A 16,322-nucleotide genomic window follows, 5' to 3' on the forward strand; every position below is an offset into this window, starting at 1 on the left:
GAGTTCCCCGCACCCGCGGGGCTAAACCGCAATTAGGCAACTTCGCCTTCCAACGTAACGTGAGTTCCCCGCACCCGCGGGGCTAAACCGGTTCGTTAAGCTGCTCGCATTCGTCTTCGTCTGAGTTCCCCGCACCCGCGGGGCTAAACCCGATAAACAATACGTAGAAATGTCGCTGTTGCGTTTAGGGCAAAAAGTAAAAATACTTATATATATCATGCTCCTATGAGAAAGGTTCAGAATAGTCGTTCAAGTTAACACCCTTGTATTCGCCGGTCTCGCAAATAGCCGCGGCGCTATTATGTCGCAACTGATGCGCCTCTGTGCTTCATGATTGTCGACGCCCACAACTCAGGTAGTAACCAATTAGCATCAACCATGGTCGCATGGCTGTGCTCGTTCGGTTGCCGTGAGTAACCTGAATACTCAGCGCGCCGGCCGGTAACTTGCTACCCATAATGTTCAACTTGGGGAACCATTTTTGCCAGGTCGTGTGGTCAATGCGGGTGTTGCTGTTGTTATGGCACACCGTAGCGGAGATTTCAGTGTTGTCAGGCATTACCCGTAATAGCACGTTTAGGATCTGCCTTGCTTGCGTTGCGGTGGCGCAGATGCATCCTGCAGGACGCGCTTTGATGTCGAAACTGGCGACTACGGCGAGCAGATCAGACGCATTGGTGTTGCCTGATTCCAGTTGCTGTAGGGTTGATTCGAGGGTTCTTTCTAACCAAGCTCGCTCGATATCGCTGCGCGGGCGGGGGAGCTGAGGTTGCCCATTTTTGCTCAGCCCCGGGTAGCGGCGCAACATTGATGAAAAGCGCTCTTCAACAGGCGTCTTCAGTGTGTTCCATTCGGGTGTTGTGAACGGTTGAATTTCGGCTCTCAGTAGTTCAAGAAGAGGGACTGGGTTGCTGACAGGTGGTGTCGGGTGTTTGGGGCGACCGCTGCGCGAGCGCAGCGTTGTTGTGTGCTGAGAGTGGGCTAATGTTTCTACTAACATTCGTCTCTGGAAATCGTGTGGGCACTGAGTTTTGCAGTGCTGTTTGTATCTGCGCCCCGTCAGTTGAGCCATCGTTGCGTTGGCAATCAGTGGTGTCATTAGATTCAGGCGCTGAGATATGACTTCTGCTGCGTTATGGATGTAATGGAGCAGGGTCGTTTCGATGCTGCCATGCCCTACACGAGTCGCTAAATCGTCGAGTCGTTGATCCAACCTAGTTAGGCATGCCTTGTCGAACACTGGATCGAGTACTATGTCTGAGAATTTCTCGCAAACATAGGAGTGACGGAGACTGTGCGCTACAGCATCTTCATCATACAGAGTCCGTCTCATCTGCGCATTTACGTTCTGGGAGACTATGTTTTCGCTCCAGTTTTTGTCTGACGGCATTAGCAGAGGCTTGGACGTGTTTGCCATCCAGGATTTCAGAGCTACGAACAACTGTGTGTTGGTATCGCTGATTTGCAACTGCCGATCTGCATTGCGTGTTTTAGTGTGCCTATGAACATGCACATCCATCGAGCCATCCGAGCAAAACGTCGCGTCTGCTCTTCTGATTTGGTAGATCTCACCTTCTCGTAGCCCTGCCTCCCGGAGTAGGGTTAACCATGCCCACCAGTTTAGTTCGGTCATGTCATCTGCGGGTTGCTGCGACGTAGTCGCGAACTGAGATGGGAGTATACGGGAGGTGTTCACAAACTGTGCTGAGCGCCCGCGGCTGATGCGTTTGTTGTTCAGATCTGCAAGAACTTGGCACGCTCGGTCTATCGATAGTTGGTTGGAACCGTGTTCGTTCGGTTCGCCGTATATCGCACTTAATTGCTCGAGCAGTTGCTGTTTATCCGCCCTCGTTGCTAGTGGGGGAGGGGCACTCATTAGGTTGAGAAAGGCTGGGCCTAGCTGTGAGAGATACGCCTTGGCGGTACTGACTTTAATTTCCTTTCGTTCCATTTTCATGATTAACCACGCAACGATGGAATGGCTTGCTATAGATAGGCTTGGCAATAGCGCTTGGAGTTGTCGGCACGCCTGCGGGCGAGTCTGAGACGGTGTTGATAGAGCCTGTCGAATACGCTTGTAGTCTTGTGAGTAATGGTCGTCGGCAGGCTTATCCGTGACAGGCTCTGAGCCAAATCGGCGGGTTTCAATGGGGGCCTCAACGCCGCTTACCCAAACTCGATATCGTTGATGATCGAGACCAATAGTTTTGTACTGGCCTGAGAGTATACGGCTTAGATAAGGGGTAATACGACTATGCCGCTCGGTTAGCCAACTGTTGATTATCAGTTCGGAGAAGGCTTCAAAGGATTGATCCAAAGAGAATTCGCGCGCGACATCTGCCCAGTTTAACGGTGTGGTGGGGAAGGCTTCACAGTGACTAAACGCACATAGAAACGCCAAGGTGATTGTATCGGGGTAACATCTGTCTTCAGTGTGCTGGGTCCAACTCTTTGTGTTTCGCATGTTTGCTAACTCGTTGGCTCCGGGTTCCAGCTCATAAGGAAGCCAAATGATGTTGCCACAACGCTGGATAGCGCCTGTTTTCAGCAGGCGCTGACTTAACGCAAGCCAAACAGGCTCTCTAACAACACCTCCATACACAACCAATGACATTAATGTGCAGGCCTGTAGCTGCCATGGCGTTAACTGCTCGATGTTGGTCAGGCGCTCTAGCAATACCGATCTCACTCGGCTCAACGTCGTAACTGACATTACAGCATCGCCGCTAGCCACGTGTTTAGATGTGCGGCAATAGGTTCTAGCTCTGCGACCGTGCAGCAGTCAATCTTGTCATGATCTTTAAACGCGCGTACTACATCGGTCTCGCCAAAGTGTTGTGCGAGTTCGTTCAATGTGGCCTTGCGAGGCCAATTTCGAGGTAGATCGAGGTGTGGCAATAGATCTCGAATCGGCGTCGAAGCCGTCATTAGCGAGGTTGAGAGCATAAGAGTCTGCTCATCGATGGATATTGTCTGAAATAGTGGCACTTCTCCTGAAAGCGCGGGGTTTATCAATGCTGCTAGGGTGCCTGTCATTGCGTGGGCATGTTGGATGTAGTTTTCTAGAGCCTCATGTGCGACTGCCGCTAGAGGTAGTACTCGATATCCCGAACGGCTTTTTTGGCGGACCTGAACCGTGTGATTTAAGGAGTTAATGTCGCCGACGTGAAGCGATTGCTTCGTCAGATGCCTCGAGCCTGTTGCTAGTAGATAGAGCACCATAGCGTGTTGCCCCAACGCGTTGTGTGCGGTGACAACATTGTGAGTGGAACGACATTGTGAAGCGGCTTGCTGCGACGTCAATGCCCGCTGCTTCAATGTTCGTAGCAATTTACTCAAGACATCGGCTTGCAGGATGCCATCGGCTCCTACCGCGCGCTGTGGCGCTAAAACCAGCTCTGATTTCCACAAAATCCCGGCTTCGGCCAGCAGAGTCTTGGCGCTATCATTGAAGTTAAGAGTGAGCGTGTCCGCTGGTTCTGCGCAATAGCTAACCGCGTGGTCTGTCCCCCAGGCTTGCACACTTTGAGCGCCATAGTGTGCTAGCTCTTTGTGTGCAGCCATTGATAATTGCTTCCAGGTCACTCGTTGTGGCAACCCAATCGACTTGAGATAGATGTGTATCATTTTTCTCGCGCTCTGATGCGAGGAGAAGGTTTGCCAGTCCGCTTCCAGAGCCTTGGCTACCTCACGAGGTAGCAGAAACCGAATTGGATCACCTATAGCTAGCACCGCCCCCTCATTTTTCTGCGTATCGAGTCCTAGGTTTGGTGCTCGGCAATCAATTTCGAGATACAGCTCCTGGTTGCAGTAGACCAACCTAGCGGTGCGCGACTTAGCACACTCTGGCATCAATACATACGGGTTCAACCCGGTTAACAATGTGCTGATCAGTAGCCCATTTCCAGGGCTACTGGCCGCACTATAAGCGCGTTGGAGCACATGCAATAGTTCATCCCGATTGGCTCTCGATTCACTCATTTGGCATCTCGCTATCGTGCTGTATGGGCTGTTCCGTTGTGTTTTGGGATTTACTCTGGCGCCCACCACCACTCTGAACCGGTGCCTCGGGAGCGTTTAGGACGCTGTTAATCAGCTCAGTGATGAGAGGGAGCCAGTGACGTGTTTGTTTGGTCGGTTTGGCGTTGCTGCGTTTGCTATTGCCCATGCAAACGAATCCGCCCTGCTGTGTTAATTGCTGTCTCACATAGCCGGTTAGCTCGTGTGCACGGTTGCTGTTAGCTAGCCACAGGTCGAACGCTCGCTGTATTGCAGATGATTGAGAGCAGGGTGGGATTGACATAAACTCCAAAGCGATCACGTCTAAATTCGTCAGTTTTAGCTCAATTTCAGCTCTCCTAACTACTAACAAACCGCTTGTTCTAGCGACTGACGCTGCGTAAGCAAATCCCCCAATGTGCTGGGTGGTGGGTTTGGCTCGGCCTCTAGGCTGAGAGTGATATGCACCTATGCATGGGATTGAGTAGTTCTCGATTGAGTAGTCGTAACATATGTACCTGGAAGCAAATTCAGCGAAACTCTTGCTGATTGGGTCCAAATTGTCAGCAAAGGTCTTGTTGGTTTCAATCTTTAGCCCAATTAGATGCTCAGTAGGATCTGACGCTGTGGTGTTCATTCTTGTTTCCTCTTGAAATGTGCTCACTTACTAAGGGTTGGGTTTTTGTGAGGGGTGGCGTGCGCTGAGTCACAAAAAATGACTTTGTTTTTTTAGTGTCTCTGAATTGGGTGAGATTAGGGGATTTCTGATAGGTAATAACTGCTGGGAAACACATGTCTTGACTTCGTTTTGAAGATGCCAAAACTAGCACTATTTCCGTCGCTAAGAACCCAGGATTCTTAGCGACGGAAATAGTGCGTTAAAATTCTGTTTTTTAAAGCAAAATTAATTGTCGAAATAGCCCAAAAAACCATGGGTTTTTCAGGCTATTTCGACCGCGTTATGAAGCGAGACTAGGTGATACCAATCTACATAAGTAACTGATCATTCTTGCTGGTTAAAATCATCGATGACAGCGTCAACGCTTTTGTAATTAGTCCACTAGTTACGGCAAGCGCCTCCTTGTCCTCAATGATTTTCCCTGCGCAATATCTGATCATTAACTTATCCAGATTGGTGTGAGCCGCAGAGGTGCGTGAGTTTCTAGACCTAGAAAATGAGGTGAAAGCAGGCCTTTATTTGAACCGACCTAGCTATAATCTGTTCGGGTTGCAAATCAATTGCTAGCAGGGAGCTACATGCGAGTTATTATTCAAGAGAACGAAGACGGAGAGCCCTTCTTTGAAATACCCGAAGAGTATCTAAAAGAACTTGGCTGGAAGGAAGGGGATGAAGTCGTGTGGACCCATAACCCCGATGGGAGTTTATCTCTTTCAAAGCCTGGCGAGAACAAGGCGCAATAACGTCTGAGCCGGCTAATTGTGCGTGAACACTTTAGTAGACATAAGCGGCGATTAGCTGTGTTTTTTGTGCTTCCGAGTTAACAAGCTAAGTGTTTAGTGGTCTCGAAACTCCACATGTTTGCCACACAAGCTCGATGTTTCTAAAAGAAGCCTGTTTATCAAATAGACACCGCTTATGTCTTGGCTTCCTTCACAAATCTCAGCCCCTAAAACAATGTACCTTTGAGGCATCGAAGCAGTAAGAACGAACTGTCTGCTCGGGGCAGTAATCAACTTGGCTATCTGACCAACCATAGGTGGCTCAATACTTAGCACATTGCTAGTGGATTCCAAGCCGCGAGGGCGCATTGTGGTAACAGCGCCCAATACGTTGTGTGCAAGTGCTGTTGGACAATGCTCATTGTCAATGAGGTGAAGCATGACTGAGTGATCTAACAAAGATACCTCAATCCCTTTGTTGAGCAGTTTGCCTCGTAATGTGGGATCAACGTGTTTCGGAGGAATTGTTGTGGGGTAGAGCCTACCGTCGCTATCGTATAGAACAACATGTGGTTGCCCCTTATAGCTGCGTATCTGAACGAGTGGTGGGAATAGAATGGATGACAACCTTGTGCACTCATTTGCCAGTAGAGCGTTCATTTTAATTTGTCTGCCTGCTCAGGAAAAGCACGTAAATCCGTGTTGGATTTAATACATCTGAGGCAGGTTTACTAGATCTGACTCAGATTATGGTGTCTCTCAAGCATTTGATTTTGAACAGTTAAAAACTCTATGTTCACATCATTTTCCGCTTCCATACTTGGGCTTCTACAGGAGCAATCAACGGTTGCCGGTGGCCTACAAATTGTCAGTTGCGAGAACTGAGGTTTAATTGATGAGCCATATCAAAATAGGAGACTCTGTAATGGTTAAAGAGAATGAACTGACGAATCTGGAGAAGCTGCTGATATTTGCTTGTGTACATGACGATATGGACACAGCGAGGTCTGCTGCCAGGCAGATGTGGCCGAGACGTTTGCAATCGCTGCCTCGTCGCTACGTCGAATCGCTGACGTCTGATGAAGCCCTTGAGGAGGCTGGGAATCACTTTTCTATTATTGAGCAGAAATGCACTGCGCTCCTAGTAGAGATACACGCCTAAAGCCGCGCTGACTAATCACTACTTGGATAAAGTAACGCGACGGGTTTCACACCACGTCGCGTTTTCATTTCATTCAGGACTTTTGTTCCAATGCCGTTTGATAGTGGCTAGGCTCAAGCCTAAGCGCTCAGCGCTTTTAGACTGAGAAAGGCCGTCACTCTTGCACTGGCTTACTGCGATGGTGGTTTTATTTGAGGCCGGTCGGCCCAGCTTTTTCCCATCGCGCTTGGCACGCGCCAGTCCCTCTTTGGTTCGCTCCCGAATACGGTTGCGCTCAAACTCAGCGAAGGCGCTAAACATCTGGAGCATCAGGCGTCCTTCTGAGCTGTCGAGGTCTGCGATAGGTAAATCTAGGCAGCGAATTGATATTTTCCGCTCGAGCAGCGTTGCAATGGTTTGCTGAACATCGATGTTATCCCTGCCCAAACGATCCAATTTCAACACAACCAACTGATCTCCAGCTTCCATTCGATTGTCCACCAAGTTCTTAAACACCGGCCTGGCGAATGCCTGAACGCTGCCCGAAATTGTTTCACTGAATACGCGATCAGCGCGAACGTCGAACCCCTGACTTTTGATAGCGGTGATTTGGTTTTCGGTTGTTTGCTCGGTTGTCGACACACGGCAATACGCAAAAATCCTCATATAGCGCCTCTTTGGTATCAGAAATTGGTGTCAGCGTAAGGTGAGGTGTCAATACTGACAAATCCTAGGTTTTTGATACCAGTTTGGCGGGTAGGGGAGTGGTGTCGTTTAACGGTCTTTTTAGGTACTGAGGGATTGGGTCTTGCGGAGAGTGACGGTAGTAGCTTTATTCTAATGTTGAATACTCTTCTGTGGTGAATAATTGCTTGGTAGTATAAGCACGTTTCCATAACGTTAAGATTTTGCTTGTCATGACTTCGCCTTTACTCTCTTTTGTCACCTGGTTTTCCCGTTTGGTTTGGCTAAACATCGTTTGGCTGCTGTTGAGCATATTGGGGGGCGGAGTGTTGGGTGTGTTTCCGGCGACCGTGGCGGTGTTAAAAGGCATCGAGGGCTATCAGCAAAGCGGAAAAGCTCAATCTCTGCCGTTGTTATTTGGTCACTGGCGGGCGGCATTTGTCGATGCAAACAAAGTTGCGCTGCCGCTTTTAGTACTGCTGTTCTCCCTTGGCTGGTACTTCAATATGGCTGCGGGAAGCGATGCGCCGCTGCTTGGGCTGTTTAGCTTGGCGCTGCTGCCATTTATGCTGCTCACCTTGCTGTTGTTGGCGTCGGCGCTGTTGTTGGTTGCGATGCCGGTAAAGCCCGGCTTAGGGCTTGTGCGGGCGCTGTTGTTTACTCTGGTGACTCAGCCTGCACTGGCATCGGTGCTGGCGGCCAGTATGCTATTTGGCAGTGTGATGGGCTGGATATCGCCGCTTTATGGGCTGCTGTTGGGATGGATGCCGGGGCTGCTCGCGTTAGTGAGCTTGGCGCGTTGGCGCGGCCTTAGCTTTGCTGCCAGTGCTGACGATAAGGCTAGTTAGGCTGCGGTAGGCAAGCCTTGCTGAGTAGTGTTGGGGAAGTGGGTTGGAGCTTGTCCATGGTGAGCTGGTGGTCGCGCTTGTCTGGGCTTAGTGCACGGCTCAAGGCGCGGAAATCAATCCTGGACAAGGTCGCCATTGAGGCTGCCTGCGTCTGCCCGGGATGGCTGATTGCCAGATTGGCAAAGTTGCGGCTGTCGCTTTGAGGATCCGCACCGTTGGCGGCATCAAAGAGCTCGACCAAGGCATAGCTTGCCAATAGCACATGCCCACCTACGCTGGCACTGTACTCTCCCTTTTTGATGGCCTTCAGTGCGTTGGCTTGCCAGTCTATGCCTCCCAATGCCATTTGCTGGTGTGGTTTGATGCCCAGCTCCCCAAGCGCTTGCTGGGCGCCCAGCGCGCTTTTGTCGGAGGCCGCCCAGATGATGTTTGTCTCTGGGTAGCGCTTTAACAGCTTAAGCGTTTGGCTGCGGCTGCGCTCCGGATCCCAATTGGTGTAGATCAGCTGATTGAGTGTCACATCCGGCGACTCCCCCAAGGCCATATGCAGCCCTTTGTTGCGTTGTCTGGCGATCTCGATGTGTGCGCCGCTCAAGGCGATTAGCTGGTAGGGCGGCGCTTGCGAGGCTTTGGCGCGTTCAATAAGGGCTTTGGCCAATAGATAGCCAGCTTGCACGTCATCAAAGCTAAGGTGGGCGAGCCAGCGGGGATAACGAGATTTATGTGTCTCCAGGCTTGCCATCGCCTCTGGTGGCAGACTGTTCTCCAGCGTGATGTATGGCACGGCGTGTTGTTCAAGCTTGCTAAAGAGCACCTGATTGTCTTCGGTGGGCTGGGCCATAAAGATAACGCCATCAAGCGCTCTGTCTTGATCGATATAAGAAGAGATGGCTAGCCAGTTGCTGCGCTTTTTAGGGCTGACATAGCCCACTTGAAGTTCAACATTCAACTGACATGCCGCTTGCTGGGCGAGCATCACCGCGTTTTGCCAGTGAGGGTTGTCGGCAGAGCCGGGACTAACGAGTAGAAATCGCGACGTGGTAGCGTAGCTTGGGGTGGCGAAAACGAACAATAGCGGGGTTAACAGCAAAATCAAAAAACGCAGCACAACTAGCCTTATCAGAGAATTCCACTTCACAGAGTGTAGCTGCTAGAACATGGCCTGCTGTGGCTGGAATCGCTTGGCGTAGCGTTTTCGTGATCAGCTTTCGGTTAGTGGGAAAGATAACGGCCGAGCGACCGTTATCTTTGCTTTCAATGACTTGCTATTCCATCAATGCACGGTATTGCAGCGAGTAGTCTTTAACGATGTCACACACCGGTTCATGCAGATGCAGGTTGATGGTATCTCCCTCTACATTGTTGCCAGGTGCGCCAATGCCGGTAATGGAGTACTCTCCATCGTTGACAACGCAGTAGTACTGGAAGCCATCGTTGTTAGCGGTCCAGCCTCCGGTGAAGACGCCATAGGGGCCTGAACACCACTGGCAAGAGCCAACGCTGCCACTGCCGTTCCCCCATTCCAAACCCGATAGTTGCCAACCCAGCACACCACCGATGGCATCTTGCAGACTCCAAGCTTTCTCATACCACCGGGCAAACATCTCGGTACGCTTGGCCAGGCCTTGTTCTATCGTGCCAGTGGTGGAGCCGCTGGGGTTACCCTCTTGACGAATGACATTGGCCGGCCAGCTAAATTCGCCAATATAGCCCGGCTTGTCCAGCTCTCGTGCTAGCTGGGCCAGATAGTCAAAGTTATCTAGGCTCTCTTGGTCGGTCATGCTCCACCAAGTGGGGTAGAGGTGAGCGCTGATAGCATCGATGTTGGGATGATCGTTGACGTATTTTAAGTTGTCGTAATCATCGCCAGAACCCGCGTGGCCGAATGAGGACTCCATACCGATGGAGATAAGCTGTTGCGGCGCTTGCTCGCGGATATGGTTGGCGATGTCATCCACCCAGCCGTAAAAACCTTGTAGATCACCGTTGATGCGCGGCTCGTTGGCCAGCTCCCACATCATGATCGTTGGGTCTTCGTTGTACTTATTGCCAGTGAGCTGATTGGTGTGGTTGAACAGGTTGGTGATAAAGCGTTTGAACTGCTCACGCCCTGCCACGTTGGTATAGCCACCATAGCCATCGATATTGCCGAAGTAGTTCCAGTGATCGGCCAGCGATAGCACCAACTTAACATCGTACTGTTCGGCCAGGGCTACATAGTTATCGAACAACTCAAAGCTGCGGTCGATGATCGCCTGCTGCTCTGCACTGCGCTGTGCGGGGTCCATGCTCAGGATAAAGTCATTGCCCACCTTCATATTGATGCAGACACCGTCATGGGTCTTGGTGTCGTTACAGAACATCCAGGTACGCACCGCATTCATCCCGGTATGGGCGACGCGCTTGAAGAAGTCTTCGGCCATTTGTTCGGGCTTGTACATCAGGTAGTACTGGTTGGTACCGTTGAAATAAAACGGTTTGCCGTCGAGCCAAAACTGGCTGCCGTTGGTGGTGACAAAGCCGCTTTGCACTTGCTCACCGACAGTCACCCGCAGTGGCATGCTTATGCTGCTGCCTTCCAGGCCAAAGTTGAAGCTATAGATGCCATCGCCTTGGTTGGCAATGACCAAGGGGCTCTCGCCTTGGTAGTTGATGGCAGCGCCGCCGTTGAGGCTATATACCAGCGCCTGCTGGCCAGCTTTGTTGAAGTGAATCTCAATGTCACTGCCGCTTGGCAGCTGGGTGAGGTTGGCTGGGCTGGTGATCTCCAGGCCACCGAGTAGCGCTACGCTGATACCTTTGAGCCACATATATCCCCAGTCACCGCTGCGCACCTCTACACCGATGCGGTTTACGCCGGCATCGAGTTGGGTGGTGGTGCTATAGCTGTTGTCGCCGCTAGCCTCGAAGCCCATCTTGGTGGCTTGGTTGTTGATTACCAGATGGTTCTCTTTGTAGCCATTGGTGCCGGTGGTGTAGTGCAGGGTAATCTGATATTCGCCTGCACTTTGCAGGTCAAACTCCCAGATACCGCTGCTACCCGCACCTTGTAGCAACACGTAGTCGCCATCGAGGCTCGCACCGCCTGAGAGAGTGGCATCATTGGCTGAGAGATCGATGCTATCGCCCACCGGTGGCGGGGTGGTGCAGTTGTCGGTGCAGCCGCCGTTGTCTCCACCGTTATCGCCGCCGCTGTTATCTCCACCATTATCGCCGCCGCTGTTATCTCCACCATTATCGCCGCCGCCAGTGTTACCACCGCCAGTAAGCTGCTCAATGGTCACCGATTTCACGAACACATAGCCCCAGCCGCCATTGTCGGCGGTGATGCCAAAGCCGGTGTTGCCGGCACCCAGTGTGACGGTGCGTTCAATGCTGACGTCTTGGCCAAGCCCTTGCTGCATGGTGTAGCTTTCTTGGCGATCGCCAATGACCAGGGTATTGGGTTTGTCGCCATCGTTGCCGCCATAGACAAAGGTGACCTTGTAGCTGGCATTCTCCGGCAGGTCGACGTTCCACATTACCGAGCCATGCTTGAGATCGGCGTAGCCGTTGCCCAAGTCCTCAGCGCCACCGCTTAACACTGCATCGCTAATGCCAAGCGTAAGCGACAGGCAGTTCACGCTACAGGGCTCGGGTGTGGTGGTGGCTTCACCGTGCCAGTAGTTATACAGCGAGGTAGCCGCTTGCGGGTTGTATGGCTTTTTCCCAGGATAGCCGTGGCCAGCATCGCCTACATCCATGCCTGCGCCATCGCCCTCGTAGAACTCAATCAGGTCGTAAGGCGGGCCACCTTTCCAAATCAGCAGGGATTTGGCCACGGTTTGAGAGTCCTGCATATAGAGCATCAGGCCGTCAATGGCGATGCGCGCATGTACCTGGTGGGCGTCGTAGCTGATTAAGTCTTCGGCGGGGTTGTTGACGCGATCCCATACATTGGGGGCAATCAAGCCCTTAATGCCCATGCCGTATTCACCTAGGTGAAAGGCGGGAATATCTACCTGTGCCAGTCCGAGCTTACCCATTAGCACCTTCTGCAGGAAGTTCTGTTCATGCTGTTGCAAGGCGTCTTTTACTTGCTCCGGGGTCACGCTGACATCGGTAGAGTTGTGCTGATCGGCACTGATGGGCTCATACACATCCAGCGGCATGTATTGCGACACAGTGATCGAATCAAGCGCTTTGATGTAATCGGCCAGATCGCTACGCTGCTGGGCGTTCATCTCATCGACAAACAGCAGTTGCTTGTTGTTCTCGCCCAGAGGTTGGTTGAGAGCAATCCGCGAGAACCACTGCGCATGCTGTTCCAGCTCGGCCAGATACATCACGTGGTGGCTAAAGTTGTGGCTGAGAATAACGTTCTCCGCCAATAAGGGATCGGCGGCTATTTGACTGCGCACATAATCAACCAGTTCTGCCCAGCGATGGGGGAAGTTCTTGGTTGAATCCATCAGTTCGGCGCCCAGATCAAAGCGTATCGGCTCAGCCAGCGGAAGCGTCGCCTGCGCCAGTGATTGAGCGACAATCTGCAGGCCTTGGTCGATTACGCACAGGTAATCGCTGGCCATCGGGTCGAGCTCATCGAACTCGCCGCGCCACCATTTTGCCCCGGGGTTGGGGTCGATACCGGGTCGGTAGCTGCTGCCAAACAGGCCTTCATCGGTGAAGCGAATGGGGTCGATATGCGGGCGGTAGTTGACCCGCACGTCGCGTTTTAGCAGCTCACTGAGTGAGTAAACCTGATCCGCCACCGTTGGGGTGTTTTCATGTTCACAGTAAATCCCTTCTTCGTAGCTGGTAATGAAGTAGGTGGGGATAAACGAGACTCGCTTGATGTTGTACTCGTCAATGGTTGCCCACTTATGGGCGGCGTTCTGCCCAGTACCGTAGTGATCCGGGTGCCAGCCTGCCCAGACGATACCGACGTTCTCAAACTGACTACGGCCATAGACCTCGTGGTCGTAAAGATCGCCGTAGCCGGGGAAGTTATGGCTTTGCTGTTGTTGGTTGATGTACTGGCTGCTATCTACCCAAGGGGTTGTATCCAGAAAATCCAGGTAGTTGCTGTTGGTACTGTCGTTAACGTAGCAGCCTGCTCCGGGGCTGCTGCAATCGGCAGAGGCATTGTGGGCGCTTAGGCCCAGCGTGAGCATGACCAAGGCTGATAAGGGATATCGGCGTTGCCTATTCACGGTGTTTCTCCTTTGGTTGGTGTTCTTCCATGCTGTATCGCCACCGCTGTGCATTGATCACAACGTTACATGTTGTGATCAATGGTTGGTTTAATGTTGCCAAGCGGTAGCTTGCGGATAGATTAGTTAATAAATGCCTATGTAAATAGTGTAACGTTACGATTTTGTTGGGTGAGAGATGCTTAAAACTGCACCAAATTGAGGCGGTGTGGGTTACATTTTTGCGGTAGGGTTTAGGGCGGTGAAGTGCTCACTCATCGTCGGAGCTAAGGGTGTCGTATGAGGGGGGATATGCGCAGCTTGCCACTTGGCATGGTTAATCCAGCTGGCAGCTAGATGCACTGATTTGCTAACTTGCAAGTTAGGTCACAGTTTGTTCTAGACCGCCCTGGCTGGCAAATAATGCTTTAGCGCGCCTAAGGCGTAGTGCAAGTGAAAAGTGCCGTAGTGCAAAGTGAAAAGTGCAATGCCGAGAAACGACGCTAGCGACGGTATTCGGAAGGGGTGAGTCCAGTTTTATTTTTGAAGACGCGGCAGAAGTAGTTGGTATCTCTATAGCCACAGCGCAATGCTATTTCATCGAGGCGAAAGTTGTAGCGCCGCAGCAAGAACTTGGCGCGTTCCAGCCTGACCCAAGCGACATAATCGGCAAAGCGCATATAGCCTTCTTTGCGAAACAGTCGTGATAAATGATTGGCGGAAATATTGAAGTGCTCGGCAACGCTATCGCGGCTGATAGTCTCGTGAAAATGCTGCTGAACATAGATGCAGATGGTGCGGAACAGGCGCTGCGAGCGTTTCTCAGGCTGTGCCTCAGTGTGCTTTAGCAGATCGCAGCAACTGCCCACAATGCAGCGAACCAGATCCTTTGCCACCTGTTCAGAATGGACGCTATGGCCAATGCTGGTCATCGCCATGGTGAGGTAATCGAGGGTTTGCTCGCGCCCCAAGTTGACACTGAACTTGACCACATCGAAGGAAGTCTGCTCTACGGCAGGCTTGCTGACAAGTGACAAACCCAGATGCTGCTTGCCAAATAATAGGCTTAGCACCGAACACTCATGGCGCCAGTCGGGCTTGTTCCAGGCGTTGGCAGGAATGTACAGAGCGTCGCCTCGGGTCAGCGAAAGCGGCTCCGATTGTTGGTCGCTGATTTGGCTCTCGTAGTTGCCGCTAAACACCAACTCTAGCCGTGGAAAGTTAACCTGATAGCTGGCTGGTGGCGGAGGCGATTGATCACTGGCAAAGCATACTCGGCTATTGCCATGCAGTTCGTTCAGGGCGCCATCCATTAGCTCAAGGAAGTGATCTTTCATCCAGTTGTCGCGGGTCGTTCATGTGAGCCGTAACGATACGAAACTCACTTTGGTGAAACAAGTGTGAAACCCGGGAAGTGTTAACTGTCCCGGGTTTATTCGTTGCTACTTAAGGTGTTCAGCAATTTTTTCCATAATCTGCGGCGCTTTTTTTACCGCATCACTGACGCTGACTCGCACCACTTTCTTATTGGAGAAACGCTGTTCGTTCTTAATCGCCAGGTCGCGGGTAAGGATAATCATATCCGCACTGTCGACCTCGGACTGGCTTAACTCGTTCTCGATGCCAATAGAGCCTTGGGTTTCGATCTTCACCTGCCAGCCTTTGTCTTTGGCCGCTTTTTCCAGCGCTTCTGCCGCCATGTAGGTATGTGCTACGCCAGAGGGGCAAGAGGTGACGCCTAGTATTTTCATGTTGCTTTTCCTTAATCAAATTCCAGCTCTAAGCCGTTGTTGGCTTCACTGGCTGGGGTCTTTTCGCGTTGGTCTACCGGTTTCTTCAGTGCATTGACCATCAGCGCGGTGGCCAGTGAGCCTGCCAGCGTTGCCAGTAGGTAGAACAGACGGCCATCCACCACCGGTAGTACGATCAATCCCCCCCATGGCGCGTGGTTCGCGACGTTGAACATAAATGCCACCACGTTACCGACGATGCCGCCTACCACGATGGATGGGATGACCCGCAGCGGATCGGCAGCGGCAAAGGGAATGGCCCCTTCGGTAATACCGATGCAACCCATGATGGCTGCAGCCTTGCCGGCTTCGCGCTCTTCTGGGGAGTAACGTTTAGGGGAGAGTAGCGTGGCTAGGAACATGCCCAGTGGCGGTACGCAGATCGCCACGCCCACGCCACCCATCAGCTCGGGGTGCTCAAACACCTGGGTTTGGGCAAACAAGGTGGCCACTTTGTTGATTGGACCACCCATATCGAATGCGGTCATGCCGCCCAAGATAGTACCCAGTACCACTTTTGACGCGCCGGCCATACCATTTAGCCACTCATTCATCCCCGCCATTGCCATGGCAATTGGCGTTCCGATCACCCAAATCACCAATGCTGCCACGATAAAGGTGCCGCCGATGGGCAGGATAAAGTAGGTGGAAACGGCGCGTAAGCGTACCGAGAGTGGAATACGCTTCAGCTGATTGACCACGTAGCCGGCCAAAAAGCCGACAATGATCGCCCCCAGAAAGCCAGTGCCTACTTGATTGGCCAGATAGGCGCCAATCATACCCGGCGCCAAGGCTGGCCGGTCAGCGATGGAGTAGGCGATATAGCCGCCCAGTACCGGGACAAACAGGGTAAAGCCTGCAATCCCCATATCCCAGATCCCCGTGAGGAAGACCCCTTCTGGCTGCGCGCCTTTACCATTGAGCATGACCGAGAGTGCTAACAGCACCCCGCCCGCCACAATAAAGGGCAGCATATGACTGGTACCTGTGAGCAGGTGCCGTTTGAGTTCGAGTATCTTGTTCTTCATCGTTCATTCCTGTGATGGTGTTTTATTCCCGGATGCCTCACCGGGTGCCTTCGACGTCCTTGGAGCATGCAGGATCATTATTAGAAGCGATGATGGCTTGAATAAATGGGACTATTCGACCTGAGGCTGGAGTTTTGTAACCACTATAAACGGCTGTGAGAAAGCTCACGTTGAAACCCGCAGATTGAGTGTCTGGCACTCAGCGGATGTGAACTCAATCAAGCTTTGGCTGGATGGTTACAAAACTCCAGCTAATGCCG

11 protein-coding genes are annotated in these 16,322 nt (G+C 52.0%); 3 read left to right on the top strand and 8 right to left on the bottom strand.

Annotated features, from left to right (window positions below; all coding sequences use genetic code 11):
* Positions 1-328 precede the first annotated feature (328 nt).
* Positions 329-2,677, bottom strand: a complete 2,349-nt coding sequence (locus G462_RS0109110; protein ID WP_169720155.1) for a site-specific integrase — start codon at positions 2,675-2,677, stop codon at positions 329-331.
* A 35-nt stretch (positions 2,678-2,712) separates the two neighbouring features.
* Complete coding sequence (locus G462_RS0109115; protein ID WP_026958726.1) at positions 2,713-3,981, bottom strand: site-specific integrase; 1,269 nt, start codon at positions 3,979-3,981, stop codon at positions 2,713-2,715.
* Between the two features lie 1,275 nt (positions 3,982-5,256).
* On the opposite strand from G462_RS0109115, the gene G462_RS24655 reads away from it, so the two are divergent.
* Positions 5,257-5,421 (top strand): AbrB/MazE/SpoVT family DNA-binding domain-containing protein, encoded by a 165-nt coding sequence (locus tag G462_RS24655; protein WP_169720156.1) that lies wholly within the window; start codon positions 5,257-5,259, stop codon positions 5,419-5,421.
* Between the two features lie 904 nt (positions 5,422-6,325).
* On the top strand, positions 6,326-6,562 hold the full coding sequence (locus G462_RS0109140; RefSeq protein WP_026958729.1) for a hypothetical protein: 237 nt from the start codon (positions 6,326-6,328) through the stop codon (positions 6,560-6,562).
* A gap of 69 nt (positions 6,563-6,631) precedes the next feature.
* On the opposite strand, the gene G462_RS0109145 is transcribed toward G462_RS0109140, so the two are convergent.
* Positions 6,632-7,207: a recombinase family protein gene (locus G462_RS0109145; protein ID WP_026958730.1), complete on the bottom strand. Its 576-nt coding sequence runs from the start codon at positions 7,205-7,207 to the stop codon at positions 6,632-6,634.
* 251 nt (positions 7,208-7,458) lie between these two features.
* Between G462_RS0109145 and G462_RS0109150 the strand changes: the two genes are divergently transcribed.
* The gene (locus G462_RS0109150) at positions 7,459-8,073 is read left to right on the top strand and encodes a DUF624 domain-containing protein (protein WP_026958731.1); all 615 of its coding nucleotides are present in this window, start codon (positions 7,459-7,461) and stop codon (positions 8,071-8,073) included.
* Here the strand turns inward: G462_RS0109150 and G462_RS23900 are convergent.
* From G462_RS23900 to G462_RS0109175, 5 genes are all read right to left on the bottom strand, one after another.
* Positions 8,066-9,211 carry an ABC transporter substrate-binding protein gene (locus tag G462_RS23900; protein ID WP_157378591.1) on the bottom strand — a complete coding sequence of 382 codons (1,146 nt, stop codon included), beginning with the start codon at positions 9,209-9,211 and terminating at the stop codon, positions 8,066-8,068. The two genes, G462_RS0109150 and G462_RS23900, sit on opposite strands and share 8 nt — an antisense overlap.
* A gap of 127 nt (positions 9,212-9,338) precedes the next feature.
* Positions 9,339-13,265, bottom strand: coding sequence for a CBM35 domain-containing protein (locus G462_RS0109160; RefSeq protein WP_169720157.1), 3,927 nt, complete (start codon positions 13,263-13,265; stop codon positions 9,339-9,341).
* A 482-nt stretch (positions 13,266-13,747) separates the two neighbouring features.
* The gene (locus tag G462_RS0109165) at positions 13,748-14,581 is read right to left on the bottom strand and encodes a helix-turn-helix domain-containing protein (protein ID WP_026958733.1); all 834 of its coding nucleotides are present in this window, start codon (positions 14,579-14,581) and stop codon (positions 13,748-13,750) included.
* A gap of 105 nt (positions 14,582-14,686) precedes the next feature.
* Entirely contained in the window at positions 14,687-14,995 is a 309-nt protein-coding gene (locus G462_RS0109170) for a PTS fructose-like transporter subunit IIB (RefSeq protein WP_026958734.1), read from the bottom strand.
* 11 nt (positions 14,996-15,006) lie between these two features.
* Positions 15,007-16,062 carry a PTS fructose transporter subunit EIIC gene (locus tag G462_RS0109175; RefSeq protein ID WP_026958735.1) on the bottom strand — a complete coding sequence of 352 codons (1,056 nt, stop codon included), beginning with the start codon at positions 16,060-16,062 and terminating at the stop codon, positions 15,007-15,009.
* Between the last annotated feature and the right edge of the window lie 260 nt (positions 16,063-16,322).

Source organism: Aliagarivorans taiwanensis DSM 22990 (assembly GCF_000429505.1).
Lineage (GTDB): Bacteria > Pseudomonadota > Gammaproteobacteria > Enterobacterales > Celerinatantimonadaceae > Aliagarivorans > Aliagarivorans taiwanensis.